Genomic DNA, 22,131 nt, shown 5'->3' with positions numbered 1-22,131 from the left:
AGTCTCCTAGCACTCTAACCTGATTAGACGACATATCTGTTGTTCGGTTTGTATCCAGAATAACTCATAGTGACTAAACAAGCCGCCAAGGATATACCAACAAAGCAATAGGCCCACGAGTAGCGCAAATGAGAAACCCAAAGAAAAGATATTTAGTTGAGGCGCCGCACGCGTCATTACACCAAACGAAAGGTTAATCGTCAGCAGCGCAATAATACCAGACAATGACATTGCTAATGCTGTTTTGAACATGATACCCAACCACAGAGCAAGCTCTCTATAATCAACAGAGGTCAAACTTCCACTGCCAATGGGTAAAGTCTTAAAGCTGAACACCACCAGCTGCAGCATTTTCAAGTGACCGTCAGTCTCCAAAAAAAACATGGTCGCTAGCAACATAAACAATTGGCCCAGTACTGGCGTGTTTTGCCCGTTAGCCGGATCCACCATAGAGGCGAAACCCAAGCTTGATTGCATACCCAAGATCTGGCCGAGCATTACGAAAGTTTGAATCATAAATTGGGTGACAAACCCCATGGCAACGCCAATCACGATTTGTTCAAATACAGTCAAGAAACCTTGGAAAGAGAGCAGTTCAATCTCTTTAGGAACAGCGGGGATCGCAGGCATCACCGCAAAGGTGATCGCTAAACCTAAATACAGACGAATACGCGGCGACACAAAGCGTGCACCGGTTACTGTCATCACCATCAGCATGGCTGAGATGCGAGTGTAGGGCCAAAAATAATTGGCTAACCACTCTAGTACAAGGCTCGTTGGGTATTCCATATCGGTTTAGTAAAGAACTTGTGGCAAGCGTTCGATGAGTTCGAAAAAGAACTCCATCATCATTTGGGTCATCCAATGCGCAAACATCATCAACGCTAATAACGTCACGATCAAACGTGGTAGGAAACTTAAAGTTTGTTCATTGATCGAAGTAGCCGCTTGGAAAACAGCCACAACCAAACCAATCAGCAGGCTAGGAATAATTATGGCGCACACCATAATTAGTACCATCCAAAGGGCATCTTGGAACAAATCTACGAATATTTCAGGATTCATGCTTCCCCCAGCTACAAGGCAAAACTGCCGGCGAGTGTGGAGAGTATCAAATTCCAACCATCAACAAGGACGAACAACATCAACTTAAACGGCAACGATACAATCATTGGTGACAACATCATCATACCCATGGCCATCAAAACTGATGCCACCACCAAGTCGATAATTAGGAACGGCAAGAACAACATAAAGCCTATCTGGAAAGCTGTTTTCAATTCAGACGTGATAAACGCAGGAATCAGAACCGCCATTGAAACATCTTCTGGGTTAGTTACTTGCGCACCGGATATCTCAACAAAAGTTTCAAGATCTTTGATTCGAGTCTGTTTAAGCATAAAAGACTTAATCGGCCCTTGGGCAACATCAAACGCCTGTCGCGCTGATATCTGTTCATTCAAATAAGGCTGAACAGCTTGTTCATTGACCTGACTGATTACTGGCGACATGATGAAGAAGGTCAGAAATATCGCAATGCCAATAATCACTTGGTTTGAAGGTGTTTGTTGGAGACCCATTGCCTGACGCAAAATAGACATCACAACCACAATGCGGGTGAACGATGTCATCAAAATAACCATCGCCGGCAAGAAGCCAAGCATGGTCATTAACGCAAGAATTTGCAGGTTAATCGAGTAGTCTTCACCGCCATTGGCATTGGTGGTCATGGTAAATGCAGGTATGCCGCCACCATTACCGGTTAAGCTACCAGTGGTCATAGTCTTCGATTTGGCTTGATCTTGCTGCATCGTACTGATGGTGACCGACTCAGATCCAGCGGTATTCGCAGGAATGACAGTGCCATCTTCAACCTGTGCAAATACTGACACGCTAAATACGAGAGAGCAGAATATGATGAGCTGAACCAACCACACTTTCACCGTACGGAAAAATCCGGCATGGCAAAAGTAAAATGGATTCAAAAATCCGTTACTTGTTTGCATCTTTTTTTATTAGCTGGGAAAGCTGACTTGAAAATGTACTTTTTTCCAGCATCTCCTGAGTGAGAGGTTTATCGAGCTTAGAGATCAGCTGAATCGATTGTGTGGTAATGCCTACCAAGAACTGTTCATCACCCGCTTGTACAATAGCGATACGTTCTTTTGTGCCTACCGGAATTTGCCTAATAATAGCCAAACCTTGTTGATTCGACATCGCAGGCACTTGCATTCGCTTCAGTAGCCAAGCAATAAATAAAATGAAGGCTATAACGAAAATTAGCGACCCAAAGGTGGTCGCTAAATCGAGAGAAGGAGGCGTTGCCGCAAAGGCAATAGAAGGAGTAGCAAGTAGCCCTACTCCCAAGACTCTACGAGACAAACCTGTCATTCCGAGAGAAGAGCCCGCCAGTCTTTGAGACAAGAAGCCCATTAACGCAACTTCTTAATTCGTTCTGTTTGACTAATAACGTCTGTCAAACGAATACCAAATTTGTCATTCACCACAACCACTTCTCCATGAGCAATCAGAGTGCCGTTAACCATCACGTCAAGTGACTCACCAGCAATTCTATCTAGCTCAACAACCGAACCTTGGTTCAATTGAAGTAAGTTACGGATACTAATTTGAGAGCGGCCGACTTCCATTGAGATAGTCACTGGGATATCCATAATGGTATCCAGCTTACGACGCTCATCTTCTGAAATTGGAGACGATGAGTCGGTTAACTCATCAAGTGGTGCCGCGAGAACATCATCAACATCGATTGACGGTGCTGAAGGGTCTTCACCAAGTGCTGCAGCCCATTCGTCTGCTAGCTTTTGATCTTCACTAGGTTCCATTACCAATTCCTATACTTTTATCTACTTTGCTATTCTTCATCTTCGCTATTTTCCAACTCAGACATTAAGTCTTTGCCAAGAAAGGCGAGATCGGTTTTGACCACATGAGGTCTTTCAATTTTTTCAGAAATCTGTACCGCGAGCTTCTCTCCGGAACGGCCCATTTTAACACGATAGGTCGGCAGTTCTTCAACAAACATGGTTGCATGCTCAGGCATATTCATCGGGATAACATCCCCAGGACGAAGTTCCATCAAATCACGCAAAGAGATATCTTGCTCGAGCAAATTGACACGGAAGTTGACTGGCACATCCATGATTTCATCACGCAATGCTGAACTCCAACGAACGTCGGTTTCCATTTTATCTGATTGGACACCAGCATCCAGCAGTTCACGAATCGGCTCAACCATTGAGTAAGGCATAACCACATGGAAATCACCGCCGCCGCCATCGACTTCAATGTGAAATGAACTCACAACAATCACTTCGGTTGGACTCACAATGTTAGCCATACTTGGGTTTACTTCAGAGTCCAAGTATTCAAACTCAACGCCCATAACGGGAGACCAAGCTTCTTTGTAATCTTCAAAAACAATTTTCAGTAGTAACTGAATAATTCGTCTTTCTGTTGGTGTAAATTCGCGACCTTCAATCTTGGCATGAAAACGACCATCACCACCAAAAAAGTTCTCTACGAGAATGAAAACTAGCCGAGCTTCCATCGTAATTAGCGCAGTACCTTTTAACGGGCGGAAGCGAACCATGTTTAAACTTGTGGGTACATAGAGTGTGTTCTGGTACTCACCAAATTTCATCATCTGTACGCCGTTGATCGACACTTCAGCCGTCTTACGCAACATATTAAACAAGCTAATACGCATATGGCGTGCGAAACGCTCGTTAATAAGTTCAAGGGTCGGCATTCGACCACGAACGATTCGATCTTGTGATGAGAAATCAAAATTGACCGTATTGTCACTTTCGGTTTCTAAGACATCTTCAACGTCTTCAACATCATCAACGCCATGTAATAGCGCATCAATTTCGTCTTGGCTTAATAAATCGGTCACATATTACCTATTGAATTACAAAGTCAGTGAATAACACTTTTTCAATTACCGGCTGGCCAACAGCTTGAGTTAAGCTTGCTTTAATATCTTCAGTCGCCTTGTTCCGCAGTTCAACTCTCCCGGCAGGAGATCGTAATTGATCGACCGTCGCCGAAGCGAATGTGGCAAGTAGTGCGCTTTCAACAAGTGGAGAGTGGTATCGAGCGAGAACTTCATTCTTCATACCACGTACCATCAGCTGTACTTTTATCTGAACTAAGCGATCTTTCTTATCGCCCGTAACGTTAAATAAGAAAGCTTGAGGCACATTAACATAGACCACTGGATCGGCACCCATGAGTTGAACCTCAGCTGACGACCCAGCACCCTCAGCCTTATCATCGGAACCCATTAAGAAAAATGCGGCACCACCACCTCCAAGTAACAGCACAACAACCGCGATAGCGATAATGAGGAGCTTACTCTTTCCTTTCGGTGTTTCTTGTTCTTCTGCCATATTCAGCTCTAACTTCCTGTTCTTCTATTAACTAACGGTACTTTCTATTAACTAACTGTTCTTCTATAAACTAACGGTTCTTTCTATTAGCTAAGTGTTTTAGCCTGATACTAGGCATAATAACTAATTCCATCACGCTTTGACGTGACATTCAATTCAAGATTGCTGTTGCTATCAAGGTTTTCATCACCTTGACCATCATTTATACGGTTAGAGCCTGATTGTTGCTCGCCATTATTGTACCTGTCTTGCCCCTGACCAGTATTCTGTTGCTGAACTGAAGACTCAGCAAGCTGCATCCCTTGCTGAGCGAGCATCTCCCTCAAACGAGGTAAAGTTTGTTCAATAACCTCTCTCGCTTGTTGGCTACCGACAGTAAAGTGCACGTTCGCCACATCATTATTCATGGTCATGCGAATTTTCATCTGCCCCAACTCTGGTGGGTCAAGACGGATATCCAAGTTCTTAAGATTCTTAGACATCATCATTTGGACTTTTTCCGCCACCTGGTCGTTCGCTAACTCTTTAGTGAGTTGCAAAGGAGCCTGTTGCGCCGCTTGAATTTCAGCTCGCGTAGGTGCTGAACCCACCGTAGCTGTACCTTGTGCGCCAGCGGCCGAGGCTATCTGCTGAGCAAAGGTCGAATCTTTAGAATCTTCTTTAGCACCGGCTTTGCCCAAACCAGACAATGCCGCGGCACCTGCGCCCGCTTTAAGAAGCGCATCAGTAGAGCCTGCTTTTGTAGTGACTGGCGCTGCATTCATCGCGATCCCTTGCGCGGTTAAAGCTGGATCCAACGTTGCTTGCTGCTGAGGTGAAGCAACATTAGCTTGTTGAGCGGCTGCATGTGCATTGTTGGCGTGCAGCATTGCTGCCTTATCCGTAAGAGCATTGTTTGTTGATTGAGAAGCGGCCTGCGCTGACACTTGTTGTGCAGCCGTCGCTACAGCTGCTGTTGATGCCGCCGCAGCTAAAGCTTTAGTTTCGCTTGAATCCGTATTATCCCAATCAATAGCAGCGGGGTCACCAGACGCGCTGTTCACAGCCGGAGCTTGATTTAGCAAAGCCGTTGCTTGTTGTTGAACGTTAGTGAGCTGTTGATTCAACAGGTCTAAGTTAGAGGTCGCTTTAGCCAAAGCGGCTTGCTCATCAACCGTCAACTTAGCACCACTTTGTTGCTTCTTAAGCAAGCTATCGACAACAGACTGTTCTGATTCGATTTGTCCATTCAATTGTTTTAGTGCTTTGGTATGGGCATCAACCTGCTTGGCGAGTTCAATATCCGCAGCTGAGATCGCTTGGCTCTGTTCGGCCACCGCGGCGCTAGCCGCATTCTTTTGACTCAGCTCTCGGTTCATACTGGCTTCAATTTGTTCTGGAGTGACGCCTTTATCCATCAACTGTCGGATTTCATCATCAGTCAGCTGAGACACACCCTTACCTCCGGTAAGAACAGCGATTTCAGAATCCACCTCAAGACTATTCTCTTGGATTGCTGCATTCGTTTGTTGTCTCGCCTCATCCGTAACGGAGGCTACTGCAACTGAAGCACCGGAGATATTACCTTGGGCGTTATCTACCTGACCTTGCTGAGGCAAGCCTTTGCCGTTTGGCGCTTGATTTAGAGTTTTGTTTGCCTCATCCAATTGACCAAGCAATTTATTGCCTTCATTCATCGCTGCATTAGCTTGCGATGCTTGCGTAGAGCCATCTACAGCTGATGTACCCTGAGTTTGGGATTGAGCAACCTGTTCTTTAGAATCATTCGTCGTAACCTGCGCATCTTTACCATCCGCCTTATCAGCGACAGTGCTATCAGTGCCCGAATTGGCTTTGAGCTTAGCCTCAGTTCCAGACACAGCCTCTGCAGATGTTTCCTCAGCAGCTTTCTCGCCTTCTACTTCTGAAGCTGCTTGCTTGCTTTGCGCTTCGCTTACTTCGTCAGTAGCCTTTGATTCAGCTGAATCACCTTTGTTCGCTTCGGCTGACGCTTCACCTTCGGTAGAGGCCTGTTTAGCATCAGGTTTCGCGGTGCTTTCTGTGTCTTTTGCTGCGACTTTACTGTCACTTTCTTCAAAGCCTAGTGCTTCTTTGAAAGACTCAAAGAAACCTTTAGAGTCTCCAGTTTCTTCTACCTTTGAAGAGGCAGAACCGGAGTCCAACAACGATGACGTTTTGTTGGTCGCTGAATTTGAGGAAAGACTAACATTCATATATACAAGCTCTATCTACTAGCTTTGCTGCCTTGAATCAGACAACAAAAAGAAAGTCGGGTGCTTTTTATGCCTTTGGTGAGCATAACTCGCAATTTGATATAAAACAGAGCAAGAAACATGCCTATAAGTTTTAAGTCTGCCATCTGCAGAGCAACACTTGCGTCATTCGTGAATTAGGTTCAAATCTTCTTTCGGCTATATAACAGAGTCGAGAACTCATCCATTTGCTTTTGCTCTCTTTGATCTTGCAGCTTTGCTTTTTCTTTCTGCTTTTTCTCCATCAACCATTCGTAGGATTTACGCTTTTTTCGTAACTCCATCCAATAGTTTTGGCAGTTATCGACCTGATTTTTAAAGTGGTGTTCCGCTTCTCTCTGCTTAGAGAGCGTTTCATCTAATTGCGTTAAGAAACGGTTTAAGTGACCATATTGGCTAGCCGTTAATCCGGCCTTACCTCGGTCAACAAGTTGCTGGCAGTAATCAAGTCGATATTTTTCAATCTGTTCGACCTGTTCGTAGTAACCCTGCAGCTCGACATTCGCTTGATTCAGCGCCAATACAGCTTGGTTCTCTTGGTCTTTCGCTTGATCGAGAAGAAATTCTAACGCGTTATCCATGATTGACCTTATTCAACACGACCTAACCGCCTAACACATGCTTTAACATGTTGACGCACATATCATAGGGAACCGTTTCTTTCATTTTCTGTTGTAAGTACTCGTCCAACCTCGGTTTCAAAGTGAAAGCACTGTCGATTGCAGGGTCTGTTCCCGGCTTGTAAGCACCAATCGAAACCAAATCTTGATTTTTCCGGCATATAGACAGCACTTGTCTAACGGCTTTCGACATCAAGACATGTTCTTCGGTGGTGATTTGAGGCATAACACGACTGACGGATTTCTCAACATCAATCGCGGGATAGTGACCAGCATCAGCCATCTCACGAGATAAAACAATGTGACCATCAAGAATCGCTCGCGATGCATCGGCAATAGGGTCTTGTAAATCATCACCTTCTGTTAACACGGTAAAGAAAGCAGTGATAGAACCTTGTTCATCGTTACCATTACCTGCTCGCTCCACCAGCGCAGGAAGCTTGGCAAACACAGACGGCGGATAGCCTTTGGTTGCTGGCGGCTCACCCACAGACAGAGCGATTTCACGCTGCGCCTGAGCGAAACGAGTCAATGAGTCCATCAGTAGTAGAACATCTAGACCTTGGTCTCGGAAATACTCGGCTACAGCCAGTGCGGTTTGACAGCCTTTTAAACGCATCAATGGAGACGAATCCGCAGGAGCGGCGACCACAACAGAACGCTTACGACCATCTTCGCCAAGGATCTCTTCAATAAATTCTTTTACTTCACGTCCACGCTCACCAATCAATCCCACCACAACCACTTGTGCGGTTGTGCCACGAGTCATCATCCCAAGCGTGACCGACTTGCCTACACCGGAACCTGCAAACAGGCCGATACGCTGCCCTTTGCCCACCGTTAGTAAGCCATTAATCGCTTTTAAGCCAACATCAAGTGGCTCAGAGATAGGTTTACGAGCTAAAGGGTTGATTGGCTCAGCATTAAAGGAAGCGCGTTGCTCGGTATAGATTGGACCTAAACCGTCAAGCGGATTACCTACGCCATCGATAACACGACCAAGCAACTCCATTCCAACAGGGATACCGCTTTCTGATGTCATCGGTGTCACGCGAGCGCCCGGTAAGATCCCGGTAATTTGTTCACTGGGCATCAAAAACAGGTTATCGCCAGAAAAGCCAACCACTTCGGCTTCCATCTGACCAGACATGGTCTCTACTAAGCATAAGCTGCCAATTGGCGCTTTGCAGCCGGTCGCTTCAAGCGTTAGACCAACAACACGAACTAGTTTGCCTGATGCAATTGGTCGCGACTTTAGCCCCTCGACTTTGTATTGGCTAAGACGGTTCGCTAACTCAAGCATTACTCATAACCTTGATGACGATTTACACCACAGAAGCTTTGAATGACGTTCTTCACGCGCTCTTCCATGCGGTAGTTAACACTCGATTCACCCGCTTCAATTTGTACGTCGCCGCGATTAAGTGCAGGCTCTGATACCAACGTCCAATTACGAGAGTCCAATTCCGTTTCGCCATACGCTGAGCGTATTATTGCAACGTCTTCAGGGTTTAGCTTCAATGTGATCGCGTGACCTGAGATTGGCAATGACTCTACCGATTCTTTCACGGTATCTAGTATGATTTGTGGGTTGGTTTGCACTTCAACATGAACCACTTCTTTGACCATAGTCAGCACCATGTCCACCAGTTGCTTCTCTACCTGAGCATTCATCAGCTCTAATGGCTGAGCGAACTGGTTGGCTAGCCCCATAAAGATGGCGACTTGCTGCTGAATGTACTCTTGACCAGCAGTAACGCCTTCAAGTTTGCCGGCTTCGTTACCCTCTTCGTGACCTGCGGCAAACCCTTCTTCTTTGCCTTTTTCGTAGCCCTGTTTAAAGCCAGCCTCTTGTCCTTGATGAAGCCCTTCCTGATAAGCGCCTTGCTTGATCAGTTCGATTTGGTCTTCAGTTAGAACCAGCTCTTCGTCTTCAATGGCTTCTTCAACCGTTGGCATCCAGCCAGGATCGTAGTTAAAAGCCGTTTCTTTGGCTTGTTTGTTCACATCAGAGGTATAGTCAGGCAGCCCCCATTTCTGAGGTTGGGCAACCGTATTATCTTCTTCAGGGCGAAGGAAGCCACGTTTTCTATCACCTGACATATCAGTACCTATCTATGAGTTCGTCCAACTGCGTTGTAGATTCAAGCAATTACACGGTAGTTAATCTGTGGTTTGAAGTTGGATAAAGAAAAGCCCCAACAATGTGGGGCTCTTGAGGTTTCTGTATTAAAGGAACTCGTCGGCGCCACCAGACAGCATAATCTCGCCACTGTCTGCCATCTTCCTCGCAATACCCAAGATCTCTTTCTGAGCCGCTTCTACATCAGAGACTTTAACTGGCGGCATCGCCTCAATATCGTCTCTCATCATATCAGCTGCACGCGTAGACATGTTCTTGAAGATCTTCTCACGTAGGCTTTCATCAGCACCTTTAAGCGCTTTCTGTAGAACGTCTTGTGGGACATCACGCAGCAATCGCTGAACACCTTGGTCATCAACTTCAATAAGGTTTTCAAAGACAAACATAAGATCTTGGATCTGTGTTGCCATGTCTTCGTCTTGATCTCGAATTTGCCCCATCAAGATGCCTTCTACATTATTGTCCATGTAGTTCATGATCTCAGCAGCGGCTTTCAGGCCACCAATTTTGGCAGCTTGAGCACCCGCTTGACCCGCAAACTGTTTCTCCATGATTTCATTCAATTCAGCGAGAGCTGAAGGTTGAACTTCTTCAAGGTTAGCAATACGCATCATCAAATCAAGACGAACACGCTCAGGGAATTGAGACAAGATCTCAGCAGACTGATCCGATTCCAAGTAAGACAGTACGATCGTTTGAATCTGTGGGTGCTCGTTGATAATGATGCTTGCCACCTGACGAGGGTCCATCCACTTAAGAGAATCCAAACCTTTAGAACCAGTACCTAAAAGGATCTGATCAACAAGGTTATTCGCCTTATCTTCACCTAGAGCAGCCACCAACGCATTACGCATGAAGTCTTCACTGCCCATACCGATGTTGGTGTACTTCTGAATATCATCTAAAAAAGCGCGGTGCACAGCACCTACTTTTTCTTGAGACCAATCCGTTGAACGAGCCATTGCACTACCAACACGCTGAACCTGTTTAGGTTCCAGGTGGCGAATGATACCCGCAGCATCTTCTTCACTTAAACTTAGCAACAAGATCGCAGCGCGCTCTTCGCCTGAGATAGACTCGATATCGACACTTGCGACATCAAGCTCACCACCTTCTGCTTGTTGTGGAACAATTTCGTTAGCCATCTGCCACCCAATTCTTAACTACTTGAGCTGCTAGCTCTGGTTCATTCGCTACAAGTGCACGTACTGCTTTCAGTACGTCCTCATCTTTGTGAAGGTTAGGTAGGTCGATACTTGAACCAAATTCAAATAACTCACCACCTTCAATATCACCACCAATTAAACTGGTTTCGCCGTCAGCACCAATTGGCATGCCATCGGGGCCGTACATTTGATCGTCATCGTCTGCTGCTGGGTTAAGCAGTTTTTTCATTGCAGGGCGAACCAGCACCAATACGACAACAATAATAACCAACGCACTCGCAAACCAACGAACCCAATCATTAAAGTGTTGATGCTCCCAAATTGGTACGTCAGCAACAATATCCGTTACTTGAGGTGCAAATTGCATGCTTAAAACATTGAGTAAATCACCGCGGTTTTCATCAAAACCCACAGTGCCAATCAATACCTGACGTATCGCGTTAATTTCGCTTGCTGGAATTGGGGTGTGAACCACTTCTCCCGTATCAGGGTTCAATGATTGGCGATCTTTGATTGCAACAGATACGGTCTGACGATTAACCGTGCCGCTCTGTTTTCGCTCATGACTAATGGTAGTATCCAGCTCAAAGTTGCGGGTCGCTTCTTTGTGAACCGAACCTTGCCCCATCATCGTACCATCTTTCATCTGAGCCACATCCTGAGGAATCGAAGCATCAGCAGGAGGCTGGTTACTCAAAGCCCCTGGAATACCAGCCACAACGTTGCCGTTATTATAGTCTTCTAATGTGTATTCACTTCGGGTTGCTGGAGTATTCGGATCAAAACGCTTTCTTGTTTGTTCCACAGCACTAAAGTCGAGTTGAATATCAACCTGAGCCGTGTAGTTACCAAACCCAAGAATCGGAATCAAAATAGAGTCAATTTTTTCACGTAGCGCTTGCTCTTGATTACGCTCTAACTCGTGCTCTTTTCGGCGTGCCGCTGACATCGGATCCTGAGAGCCAGAGCTCAAAAGTCGGCCATGCTGATCGGTCACCGTAATTCGCGAAGTTTTCATCCCCGGAACGGCACTGGCCACCATGTCCACAACAGAATCAACTTCTTGCTGCTTGAGGTTCGTCCCCGTTTTAAGTGTCAGGAATACTGAGGCAGAGGCTTCTTGATTGTGACGAACAAAGACACTTTGCTTAGGTAAGGCAAGTAAAACTTGAGCTTTACGTACCTGCTTCATCTGTTCAATAGCTTTAGCAAGCTGTCTTTCACGGCTTAATTTAAGACGCTCTTTCTCTAAACGTTGTGATACTCCGAAACCCATGTCTTGCATGAGGATATCATCACCGGTGTTTCGCTCTTGGTTCAAACCCGCTCGAACCATATTTAGCTTTAATGAGTTATATTCACTCGCTGGTACCGAGATGGTATTCCCTTCAAGAGAGTACTCAATCTTCTGCGTATCCAAATAATCAAGAACCGGGATCAACTCTTCTGTTTCGTAAGCCCCTAATGGACGCATTTCTGGCTCTTTCACCCAGAAAAACAGCATTACAATAAGCGCTACACAGATCGAGATAGAAAGAACTAAGACGACTTGACGAAGCAAATCGAGATCACCGACGGCCATATCGAACTTAGATGAACTGCGCTCACCTAAATCGGTATTTTGCCCTTCTCCATCTAGATCAGAACTTGCAATAAGTGCGTGGTCGTTGCTATCGCTTACGGTTAAATCTGTTGTTTGACTGTTATCTGCCACTATTTACTACCCAACTTATACCGGCATGTTCATCAGCTCTTTGTACGATTCGACCAATTTATTTCTAATTTGGATCGTCGCTTCAAAAGCCACACTAGATTTATTACGAGCAATCATCACGTCAGATAAAGACACGCTTTGATCGCCACTGTCAAAACGAGTTTGAAGATTACCAGAGGTCTTTTGTAATGAGTTCACATTATTGATGGCATTAGTCAGCATGTTGCCAAAATCTGCACCAACCGCTTGGCCCGTTGCAGCAGGACGCGTGCTGGCAGCTTCAACCATCATTGCCTGCATTTCGCCTTGTAAACCATCTATTCTCATTTACTACCTCAGGAGTCAAAATTATGACTATCTATTTAGCTGTATTATTGACAGAGCAATTAACGTGCCATGCATCAATTTGACTAGCTATCGTAATACACTAGTCAGAAAGCTGACACTACTAATTTATGTTCAATTTGGAATGTCTATTCCAGCATCACGCATTTTCGCTAATTTATAACGCAATGTACGAGGGCTAATGCCTAGCTTTTCAGCCATATCTTTACGTCGACCATGACAAGCAATCAATGTTTCGAGAATGATCGCATACTCTTGATCTCTAAGTTCATTTCCAAGCCCTTCGCTGCCTGCCACGACTTTATTGATAGGATTCGCTTCAGCAATCGGCTTAATTTCTGGCGCTGCAACACTGTTCCCTTCAACGATCTGTTGTAGTCCAGTTGCGTCTTGCCAATCCACACCTTCAAGTAAAATATGTTCGCCTGAAATATTTTCTTGCTCACTCAAAATTAGAGCGCGCTGCACGACATTATCCAGCTCACGTACATTTCCCGGCCACGGATAATTGACGAGTTTACTAATGGCTTGCTCAGACAGAACAGGAACAGGCATTCCAAGCTTGGTACAATGACGTTCCACCAAATGCTTCGCAAGCGGCTCAATATCACCTTTACGTTCACACAGTGCTGGCCAAGTAATTGGAAATACATTCAGTCGGTAGTATAAATCTTCACGGAAATTCCCTTCAGAAACATACTGTTTTAGGTCGCGGTTACTGGTTGCTAGAACACGGACATCCAATTTGATGCTCTTGCGGCTACCAAGACGTTCAACTTCGCGCTCTTGCAACACTCGCAGCAATTTCGCTTGTAGGCTGAGATCCATTTCGCTGATCTCATCCAACAAAATAGTACCGCCTTGAGCTTGCTCAAATTTACCCGGACAAGCTTGAATCGCCCCGGTGAACGCACCTTTATCGTAGCCAAACAGTGTTGCTTCCAACATGTTATCTGGAATCGCGGCACAGTTAATCGCAACAAAAGGACCGTCTTTACGGCTCGAGGCGTTATGAATATAGCGAGACATGACCTCTTTACCAGAGCCACTTGGCCCTAGCACCATCACGTTGGCATCGGTTTTAGCCACTTTGTCAGCCAGCATCATTAGTTTGATACTTTTCTCATCGGCAACGATAGCATCGCCATTGTCATCCGACTTTACGGGAGCGTAACGGCTCACCATGTTTAACAGCACTTCTGGAGCAAATGGCTTTGCCATGTAATCGATAGCGCCTTCTTTCATTGCCGCGACCGCATCTTCAATATTGGCATAGGCCGTCATCAATAGAACCGGAAGATTTGGCCAATGCTGCTTGATGTTTCTTAGCAATGCTAAACCGCCCATACCGGCCATCTGTACATCAGAGACCACGATATCAACAGAGTTTGATTTCAATTTTACCAGAGCATCTTCCGCACAATCCGCTTCCAGCCATTCATAACCAGCAAGCGCGAGTGTATCGACAAGGGCTTCGCGTAGACCTTCATCATCTTCGACGATTAACACTTTGCTTTGAGCCATAGGATTCTCCAGTGTAAATTCAGTTAAAACTTATTAGTCTTCAGAAGAAGAGCTTCTTTCCAACGGTAGACACATGGTAAAGCATGCGCCGTCACCCTCTTCTGATATCAATTCCAGTCGACCTTCATGTGCTCGGCATACCATTTGTACAACCGCTAAACCTAGACCTGTGCCTTGAGAACGAGTGGTAAAGAAAGGTTCCATAATCTTACCTTGTAGTTCTTTAGGCACTCCGGGGCCACTGTCTTGCACTGATATCTTAAGTTCACCGTTTACGGGTCTAAAAAACACATCAATCTGCGATTTCTTGCCAGCAATTTGAACCGCGTTCAAAACTAGGTTACTTAAAGCAGAAGCGATAGCATTGGCGTTGCCAAACATTTGAGTCTTTTCATCTTCAACTTCCTGACAATAATCAATCTGGTTGCTTTTTAACGCAGCCTCCACCATAGGATGAAACTCAATGATGAGTTCCGCGATGGTGAATGGCTTAACCACCTTGTTGTCGCCACCTTTGGCAAACAACAGCATGTCATTCACTTGTTTCTCTAGATCATGCAACCTATCCATCAGCTTAGATTGAAAACGCGTTTTTGTTGCCGGCGGCAAATTTGGCGCGGCAAGGTTTGATGCATACAGCATCGCACTAGAAAGCGGCGTGCGAACCTGATGGGCAAGCGAAGCGGCCATTCTACCAAGTGAAGATAAGCGCTGAAGATCGCTCACACGAGACTGAAGTAGGCGAGTTTCTGTCAGGTCTGTAATCAAAATAAGCTGACCTGTAGTCGAGGCTGAAATCGCTAAGCGCACTTTTCGCCCATTCTTCAATGAGATCTCATGCCCATCATCGTCCCTTGGTTCAAAGGCATTTTGTATTACCGAAAACCATTTCTCGCCAACCAGCTCAACCCCGAGAATACGGTGTGCTTCAGGATTCGCTTCTCTCACTTCACCATGCGTATCTAACAAGATAACCCCCGCAGGCATAACATCGAGCACTTGCTTATAGCGCTCAACCTGTTGCTCAACAGAATCTAGGTGTGATTGATTTTCTGGTTCGTTAGATAGGTGCATGTCAAAAATTTGCCTCAAATACTAAAACAGCCTGACATGTACAACACAAGTCAGGCCATTTGCTATATTTATCAAATAGTTAAGCAAGCAACAACTCGACTATGGTTTATCTGTTCGTTTAGCTAAAGTTGCCAAAAAAGCTAAAATGCTAAAATGCTAAAGTGTGTACTAGTTTTCGTTTTCATCGAAAATAGGCACTAACGCTGCAAGTTATATTTACGCATTTTTTCGACCAGAGTGGTTCTGCGCATTCCAAGCATGTCAGCAGCGCGAGCAACAATACCGCCCTGAGCCTCCAACGCTTGATTGATCATATTCACTTCCATGTCAGCGAGCAGTTCTTTCAAGTTAACCCCTTCAGCGGGTAAATCTTGAGGTGCGTTCGCATTGTCAGCAAGCTCATCGTGCTGCTCAAAACTGAAGTCTTCTGAGAACAAGTCAGAAAGAGCATCTCGCTCTTGCTCTTCCTCTGATACAAAATTATTAAACTCTGGCTGAAACTCTGGGATATCACTGTATCTATATTTAGTTGGTAGATGATTCACATCAACCAAGCTATTTGGATATAAAATAACCATTCGCTCAACTAAATTAGCTAACTCACGTACGTTGCCCGGCCAGCAATGCTCCATCAAAGAGTTGATTGCACGGGGAGTAAAACAGATTGGCATGCCACCTTCAGCTTCCATTCTGGTCATCAACTCCTGAAGCAATAGGGGAACATCTTCTTTTCGCTCCTGAAGCGATGGCATTTCAATTGGGAAAACGTTCAAGCGATAGTAAAGATCTTCACGGAACAAATCATCTTCGATCATGTTTTCAAGATTGCGGTGTGTTGCCGCAATCACTCGAACATCAGCTTGAATGGTACTATTGCCACCTACACGTTCAAAACTGCGTTCTTGTAAAACGCGAAGCAACTTAACTTGCATCGCCATTGGCATATCACCAATTTCATCAAGAAACAGTGTACCACCTTCAGCCAACTCAAAACGGCCTTTACGTGCGGTAATTGCACCAGTAAACGCGCCCTTCTCATGACCAAACAGTTCACTTTCGAGCAAATCTGGCGGTATAGCGCCACAGTTTACGGGAACGAAAGGTCCTGAACGACGTTTAGAATGATAGTGTACATTACGTGCTACAACTTCTTTGCCCGTGCCTGACTCACCAAGAATCAGTACGTTTGCTTCAGTAGAAGAGACTTGTTCAATCAAGTGACGAACTTCTTGGATACCAACACTCTGCCCAACTAGACTACGAAAAAGCGTATTCTTACGCGCTGAAGGTACAATTTGAACGCCTTTACGGCCTAAGAAGTCTTTACAGTGTCTTAGTGCATCACTTAATTGCGGGTAGTTAAGAGGAAGTTCGAGTTCACCAACAAAGTTAGTAAGTTCGTCAACCGGGTAATCGTTTTTGCCAATCACCAGTAAAGGGATGTGATTAACATGAACAAGCTTTTCATTCAGTAATGCGAAGCCTTTGGCTTTAATTGAACCAATGATGCAACCGGCCCACTGTAGGGACCAGTCAACTTTGTGGGCTTGTTCAGAGCTGATTACTTCGCAGCTCTCTCCTACAAACTCTAATATTGTGCTTAAATTGTGACGATTTTGAGCGTTATCATCGACGACAAGCAGTTTTGCCAAACCTTGCATAAGTAGGAATTATTGCCTTTATTTTGGTGCGATGCGGAAATTGGTAAGCGACGTAAGAGACAAAACAGAGAAAATATCAATGATTATGATCTACGTGGACAAATCTAGGAAACCAGCAACGAAAAAAGCCATTAGGCTATCTAATGGCTTCTATTTTATTTGATTATAAAAATAAGGCAACCAAGCAATTCAGAGATATGCGATTGGTTTAAACTGGGATGTTTCTTTAAATACCAACATCCGCAGACGTTAAATTGTGATATTCATTCGGAATTTGGTCCCAAGCGCTCTTAATTTCGCGGATAATATCGATAACATCATCAATTGGCTGAGGATCATTTTTGTGATTTGCAGCAGAAATTTGCGTGATCATAAACTCATAAAGTTGATCTAGATTTTTCGCAATGTCGCCACCATCAGACATTGATAGGCAACTACGTAGGCTAATAATGATATCTAGAGCCTTACTCAGTCGCTCACCTTTCACCGGGATGTTGCCCGCTTGCATTGCCGCTTTACCTTGAATTAAGCGCTCGATAGCACCAGCCATTAGCATCTGAACAATTTTATGCGGTGAGGCAGCTGTAAGCTGGCTATCCACTGATACCTTTTTATATGCCTGTAAAGAACCGCGCATAGTAAACCTCTTCTATAAAAACTTTTTGTATTGTTGAACTGATTTGGCAGCATGTCGGTATTTATGTAAGTTTTTACCTACTAGACCAGTCTCAGACTGCATCAGTTCGACCAATTGTCTTGTTCTCGAAATGGCTTCAAACCACTCGGAGCTTTGCTTAACGTCGGGATATGAATCGATTAATTGAAGCACGTTTTGCAATAACTGTTCTCTGTTATCGACAAGATGCACGATTTCTTCAGCATTAATTTCACTAAATTCGAGCTTAGACATAATTAATTGATCGAGCTCACAAAGCTCTTGAAGCAGTTTGCTCATCTATTAGCCCATTGCACTCATCATGCTGCCTAACTGAGATTGCATCTTGCTGGTCGCATCCTGCATAGCAGTGAACTTGGAGTGCGTGCGATTCTGCAGGCTATCCATACGGCGATCGAGTGCGACTTGGTCATCAACCAACCGATAGTTTTGTTCGACCAAGCTCTTCTCTCTCGTACGGATAGAACCGGTAACACCCGTGATCCCTTGAATCGCATCTTCGACTTTTTTAGCGAAGCCATTGTTACCACCAAAGAACTCACCCAACTTATCAAAGTGATTGTTGAGTTGACGGTCAAGCATATCGTAATTGATTTCTAGCGAGCCTTGTCTTGTGGTGGTGATGCCAAATTCAGTCAAAGACTTTAGATTGTCTGGCGCGTCTTCAATACTTGATGAGAACACACCTTTCAATCGTGAATCTGCACTGCGTACTGTACTGTCGCCAGAGAGAGGGCCTTTTTGACCAGTCAGTGGATCGACACCCGCTAAGTCTTTAGATACTTGGTAAAACTGATTATAAGAGTTAACAAAAGCTTCAATATCTTCACGAACACGATTACGGTCGTACTCAACACCAATCTCTGCTGGCGGCTTATCTTTAGGGGTTTTACCTTTAACCGTAATATCAATACCTTCAACGGCATCTTCAATCACATTGTTATTGCTAGAGAGCTGAGCAATGCCGTCTAGAACAACCATAGAATTTTGTCCTGCTTGCACTTCAGTCATACCGCTGTATTGGTCAAAAGACTGTTGAGCTACCGCAAGGTCAGCTTGAGCTTTATCAACCTTCTCTAAGTGTGCTCGCTCTGCTGGAGATAATTTAGCTCTCTCTAATTGCTGAGCCTGTAGTGGGGTTAGTTCACCCCTTTCAACTCTCTTCGCTAACTCAGAACGTTCATCAACCAATTTACTTTCTATTCTGGCTTTCTCGGCATCGAGTTTCTGCTGCGCTTCTTTGGGAGTAACATAAGAATCCGTCAACGTACCAGCGGCAGTATTTGACCACCCTGGAATATCAGCGGCTTTCTCTATGGCTTTTTCGTCAAGCTCAAGTTCAGGCCTAAAAAAAGAATCGAGTAATGTACCTGAAGCGGTATTGTTCCACCCAGGGATTGTATCTTCTGGCATCCCTGAAGCCGCTAAAGCTGCCGCATCTAGCGCCTTCTGACCAGCCATTGCCGCAGCTTGACCATAAGTTAAATTGTCACGGTCAAACTCAGCGAAAGGATCTTCGGGTTCAACGACGGGTTCCGATTTTCTTTCATAAATAGGATTACCGTTTACATCAAATATAGTGTTTCCGTTAGCGTCTCGCAGAGGAACAGCGAAGCCGTCTGGAATAGGGTTACCGTCGGCATCCAATTTGGGAGGAGCATCAGCCAAGACGCCTTGCGCTACTGAGCGAGCATCTTCTAAGGCTTTCAGTCTTTCCGATAGGGTTTTATATTCTAATTTTTTTAGAGGGTTGTTATCTTCAGAGTCAACGTGGAGTTTTATTTGATTGTCTTCACCAGACATATTTGAAGCGAGGACTAACCGTGGTCCTTCTTTATCATTAATAATAGAAGCTCGAACACCCGGATTATCCCCGGCACTGTTAATTGCTCTAACAACATCACGCAGTTTTGAGTTAGCACTAACTTGTGTCTCGAAGCTCTCTTTACCAAGCGAAACCTGCAGCTTACCAGGGCCAAATTTCATGTCCTCTGATAGTACATCAGAAGCCACTTTATGGCTCTGGGCAAGCTGCAACACATCGATAGCATATTTGCCAGCGATCGCTTCGGTAGTCGCGGTTGCAGAGACAAGACCTTCATCAGAGCTTTCTACTGTTCGTACAGCAAAAGCTTTATCCTGGCGAAAGCTTGTCATCAGATTTTTCATCGAATCAAGGGACTCTCTGAGTCTTCCATAGGCACTAATGCTGGTGTCGATTCGCGTTCGTTCATTGTTGATTTGTTGCTGTTTAGGCACACGCTCCGAATCAACAATTTTGCTGACCATGGAATTGATATCCATGCCAGACGAAATCCCCATTGGGCCAAAACTCATTAAACCACCTCAATAATACGACTTAAACCTTAGCCTCCAATATTCCACTATTCGAGGTTTGGGCTGCTAGGCGCCTTAGAATTTCGAGCATTTCTTCATCGGGAATTTGGCGAATAATATCGCCCGTTGTGGTCTCATAAATGGTAACCACATCTCTCCCAGTCTCTTCATCAACCTTAAAAGCAACACCCTTGTTGAGAGAAGATATAAATTCGTTTACCTTCTCCACCATTTTGACTCGCTCCGCATCATTTAACTCTTGTCTATGTTGAGCTAATTTAATCGCCGCTTCGGTAGCCATCTCTTTCGATTTTTCTACCTTGTCATAAGATGTTGTTTCTTTCGGTTGTAAAGTACTCGACGCACTACTACCTTTATCGCTTGCAAATTTAATGCCATTAGGTGAGCCATAAGGCTGGATGTTCGATGCGTTAGATAATATTTCCATAACACTCTCCCTCCCAACTTTATGAGCCTAACAGTAAAACTCCACCTACAGTAGAGTTTACCGTTACTTACTGAAGTAAGTTTAGCCCAATAAGCTTAAAGCTGCTGATGGTGATTGTTTTGCTTGAGCTAAAATAGAAGTACTCGCTTGTTGTAAGATTTGAGACTTCGTCATTGCCGTTGTTTCTTTTGCGTAATCAGTATCTTTGATTCGGCTCTTAGACGCATTAACGTTTTCGTTAATATTTTCTAAGTTGCTGATTGCGTGGTCAAAACGGTTTTGGAATGCACCAAGAGAGGCACGATTACTGTCTACTGCCTTTAAGGCACCGTCAATAATAGATACAGCGTTGTTTGAACCTGCAACAGAAGTTACATCAATGTCGTTAACAGTAACATCCGTTACAATAGCCTTGCTGCTGCCAGGAATCTCTTTACCTTCTGCATCTTTACCAGAGCCAAGACCTAGCTCTTCAGCAAGAGAGCCGCCAAACTCAACATTACCATCAACTTTTTGGCTTGAAGCGAAGAGTTGCAATTTACCGCCTTCACCTACCGAAGCTTGAACATCCGGGCTTTGACCGTTTAGGTAAGTGGCAAGTTCTTCCATGTCATTACCTTTTTTCGCAGTAATCGACAGATCTTGAACGTCACCAAACTGATCTTGGTACTTCATCGTTAGGACAGAATCTTCACCTACGCGCCAAGACGTATCTTTCCCCTCAGCAACGCTATAACTCTTACCGCCCATCGCTTCAGTATCGGTACGCATATTATTCATTGTCAGCATTACTGCTTCACCAGAATCTGCACCAATTTGGAAAGATTGACTACCGAAAGTTCCGTTCAAAAGCTTATTACCACCAAAAGAGGTCGTTTCAGCGATACGGTTAAGCTCAGTGTTTAGAGCAGAGACTTCTTCTTGAATTGCAACACGTTCAGATTTCGTGTTTGAACCATTTGAAGATTGAAGAGAAAGGTCACGCATTCGTTGCAGGATATTGGTTGACTCATTCATTGCACCTTCAGCTGTCTGTGCAATAGAGATACCATCGTTCGCGTTTTTTACAGCCATATCTAGGCCACGACTTTGCGACGTTAAGCGGTTAGAGATTTGTAGGCCTGCAGCATCATCTTTTGCGCTATTGATTTTATAGCCAGAAGACAAACGCTCCATTGATTTTTGAGTACCTTCAGCCGCACTATTTAGGTAGCGCTGAGCCGTCATTGCAGACACATTTGTGCTTACATTAATCGCCATAGTTGATCTCCTTTAGGCATTTTTTCATGCACTTATGTGACTCTCACCTCACAAAAACACATGTTATTTTGTTTTATATACCAGTGTCTCTCTCACCTTACATTGGTACATATCATTTCTCTCAATCCCTTTAACGGCCCCTTAACTAGAAGCTTTAATAAAAAATGCATTTTTTTTCGTATTATTTTCAATGTTAAAAAAAACGCGAAGTAGATCATCATTTCCCGACTCGGTCATTCCCTACTGTGAGGAACGAACGTGATAGAGGATCTCGCTTTTTCTTCTATCAACCAACATTGCACTTTTTCCAAATTCACCCTAGCCAAATAGCAGGCAATAAAAAACCCAGCCGAAGCTGGGTTTATTTAGCGCTCATCTCTCACCACGAGCTAATTTGTGGAAGCCTGACATTGACGATTATAAACAATAATGCACATGGTCAATGTGGCCTTTCAACCGATTAACCTAGTAGGCTAAGTGCCGAGTTCGGAGCTTGCTT

General features: G+C 44.6%; 22 protein-coding genes. All 22 read right to left on the bottom strand.

Annotation, left to right across the window (positions count from 1 at the left end):
• Positions 1 to 6 precede the first annotated feature (6 nt).
• The 22 genes from fliR to ACED59_RS04655 all read right to left on the bottom strand — a co-directional run bounded on the left by fliR (position 7) and on the right by ACED59_RS04655 (position 21,632).
• Positions 7 to 789, bottom strand: a complete 783-nt coding sequence (fliR, locus tag ACED59_RS04760) for a flagellar biosynthetic protein FliR (RefSeq protein ID WP_009848542.1) — start codon at positions 787 to 789, stop codon at positions 7 to 9.
• Positions 790 to 795: 6 nt separating this feature from the next.
• Positions 796 to 1,065, bottom strand: a complete 270-nt coding sequence (gene fliQ, locus ACED59_RS04755) for a flagellar biosynthesis protein FliQ (RefSeq protein ID WP_009848543.1) — start codon at positions 1,063 to 1,065, stop codon at positions 796 to 798.
• An 11-nt stretch (positions 1,066 to 1,076) separates the two neighbouring features.
• Positions 1,077 to 2,006, bottom strand: coding sequence for a flagellar type III secretion system pore protein FliP (gene fliP / locus ACED59_RS04750; protein WP_009848544.1), 930 nt, complete (start codon positions 2,004 to 2,006; stop codon positions 1,077 to 1,079).
• A complete protein-coding gene (gene fliO / locus ACED59_RS04745; protein ID WP_009848545.1) occupies positions 1,993 to 2,433 on the bottom strand; it encodes a flagellar biosynthetic protein FliO in 441 nt (146 codons plus the stop codon). Before fliO ends, fliP begins: the two co-directional genes overlap by 14 nt.
• Positions 2,433 to 2,843 (bottom strand): flagellar motor switch protein FliN, encoded by a 411-nt coding sequence (gene fliN, locus ACED59_RS04740; RefSeq protein WP_004739851.1) that lies wholly within the window; start codon positions 2,841 to 2,843, stop codon positions 2,433 to 2,435. Before fliN ends, fliO begins: the two co-directional genes overlap by 1 nt.
• Positions 2,844 to 2,872: 29 nt before the next feature.
• Positions 2,873 to 3,916, bottom strand: coding sequence for a flagellar motor switch protein FliM (gene fliM, locus ACED59_RS04735; protein ID WP_009848546.1), 1,044 nt, complete (start codon positions 3,914 to 3,916; stop codon positions 2,873 to 2,875).
• A 7-nt stretch (positions 3,917 to 3,923) separates the two neighbouring features.
• Positions 3,924 to 4,412, bottom strand: a complete 489-nt coding sequence (gene fliL, locus ACED59_RS04730; RefSeq protein ID WP_009848547.1) for a flagellar basal body-associated protein FliL — start codon at positions 4,410 to 4,412, stop codon at positions 3,924 to 3,926.
• A gap of 110 nt (positions 4,413 to 4,522) precedes the next feature.
• Positions 4,523 to 6,625 (bottom strand): flagellar hook-length control protein FliK, encoded by a 2,103-nt coding sequence (locus tag ACED59_RS04725; RefSeq protein WP_017099173.1) that lies wholly within the window; start codon positions 6,623 to 6,625, stop codon positions 4,523 to 4,525.
• A gap of 182 nt (positions 6,626 to 6,807) precedes the next feature.
• Positions 6,808 to 7,245 carry a flagellar export protein FliJ gene (fliJ, locus tag ACED59_RS04720; RefSeq protein ID WP_009848549.1) on the bottom strand — a complete coding sequence of 146 codons (438 nt, stop codon included), beginning with the start codon at positions 7,243 to 7,245 and terminating at the stop codon, positions 6,808 to 6,810.
• Positions 7,246 to 7,267: 22 nt separating this feature from the next.
• Positions 7,268 to 8,587, bottom strand: coding sequence for a flagellar protein export ATPase FliI (gene fliI / locus ACED59_RS04715; protein WP_009848550.1), 1,320 nt, complete (start codon positions 8,585 to 8,587; stop codon positions 7,268 to 7,270).
• A complete protein-coding gene (fliH, locus tag ACED59_RS04710) occupies positions 8,587 to 9,387 on the bottom strand; it encodes a flagellar assembly protein FliH (RefSeq protein WP_017099172.1) in 801 nt (266 codons plus the stop codon). Before fliH ends, fliI begins: the two co-directional genes overlap by 1 nt.
• 126 nt (positions 9,388 to 9,513) lie before the next feature.
• A complete protein-coding gene (fliG, locus tag ACED59_RS04705; protein ID WP_012603439.1) occupies positions 9,514 to 10,572 on the bottom strand; it encodes a flagellar motor switch protein FliG in 1,059 nt (352 codons plus the stop codon).
• A complete protein-coding gene (gene fliF / locus ACED59_RS04700) occupies positions 10,565 to 12,307 on the bottom strand; it encodes a flagellar basal-body MS-ring/collar protein FliF (RefSeq protein WP_017099171.1) in 1,743 nt (580 codons plus the stop codon). The genes fliG and fliF overlap by 8 nt, the downstream gene beginning before the upstream one ends.
• Before the next feature lie 15 nt (positions 12,308 to 12,322).
• Positions 12,323 to 12,634 carry a flagellar hook-basal body complex protein FliE gene (fliE, locus tag ACED59_RS04695; protein ID WP_009848554.1) on the bottom strand — a complete coding sequence of 104 codons (312 nt, stop codon included), beginning with the start codon at positions 12,632 to 12,634 and terminating at the stop codon, positions 12,323 to 12,325.
• A gap of 132 nt (positions 12,635 to 12,766) precedes the next feature.
• Positions 12,767 to 14,176 (bottom strand): sigma-54 dependent transcriptional regulator, encoded by a 1,410-nt coding sequence (locus ACED59_RS04690; protein ID WP_017099170.1) that lies wholly within the window; start codon positions 14,174 to 14,176, stop codon positions 12,767 to 12,769.
• A gap of 33 nt (positions 14,177 to 14,209) precedes the next feature.
• Entirely contained in the window at positions 14,210 to 15,250 is a 1,041-nt protein-coding gene (locus ACED59_RS04685; RefSeq protein WP_371704900.1) for a PAS domain-containing sensor histidine kinase, read from the bottom strand.
• Positions 15,251 to 15,447: 197 nt separating this feature from the next.
• The gene (locus ACED59_RS04680) at positions 15,448 to 16,911 is read right to left on the bottom strand and encodes a sigma-54 dependent transcriptional regulator (RefSeq protein ID WP_017099169.1); all 1,464 of its coding nucleotides are present in this window, start codon (positions 16,909 to 16,911) and stop codon (positions 15,448 to 15,450) included.
• A 226-nt stretch (positions 16,912 to 17,137) separates the two neighbouring features.
• On the bottom strand, positions 17,138 to 17,548 hold the full coding sequence (gene fliS / locus ACED59_RS04675) for a flagellar export chaperone FliS (RefSeq protein WP_009848558.1): 411 nt from the start codon (positions 17,546 to 17,548) through the stop codon (positions 17,138 to 17,140).
• Positions 17,549 to 17,560: 12 nt separating this feature from the next.
• A complete protein-coding gene (locus ACED59_RS04670) occupies positions 17,561 to 17,866 on the bottom strand; it encodes a flagellar protein FliT (RefSeq protein ID WP_009848559.1) in 306 nt (101 codons plus the stop codon).
• 3 nt (positions 17,867 to 17,869) lie between these two features.
• Positions 17,870 to 19,876: a flagellar filament capping protein FliD gene (gene fliD / locus ACED59_RS04665; protein WP_371731360.1), complete on the bottom strand. Its 2,007-nt coding sequence runs from the start codon at positions 19,874 to 19,876 to the stop codon at positions 17,870 to 17,872.
• A 70-nt stretch (positions 19,877 to 19,946) separates the two neighbouring features.
• Positions 19,947 to 20,372, bottom strand: a complete 426-nt coding sequence (gene flaG / locus ACED59_RS04660; protein ID WP_017099166.1) for a flagellar protein FlaG — start codon at positions 20,370 to 20,372, stop codon at positions 19,947 to 19,949.
• Between the two features lie 81 nt (positions 20,373 to 20,453).
• Positions 20,454 to 21,632, bottom strand: a complete 1,179-nt coding sequence (locus tag ACED59_RS04655) for a flagellin (RefSeq protein ID WP_009848562.1) — start codon at positions 21,630 to 21,632, stop codon at positions 20,454 to 20,456.
• Positions 21,633 to 22,131: the final 499 nt, after the last annotated feature.

It is taken from the genome of Vibrio sp. FF266 (genome assembly GCF_041439695.1).
Taxonomy (GTDB): Bacteria; Pseudomonadota; Gammaproteobacteria; order Enterobacterales; family Vibrionaceae; genus Vibrio; species Vibrio tasmaniensis_A.
The sequence above is the reverse complement of the archived record's forward strand: the minus strand, read 5'-3'. Positions and strand labels throughout refer to the sequence as shown.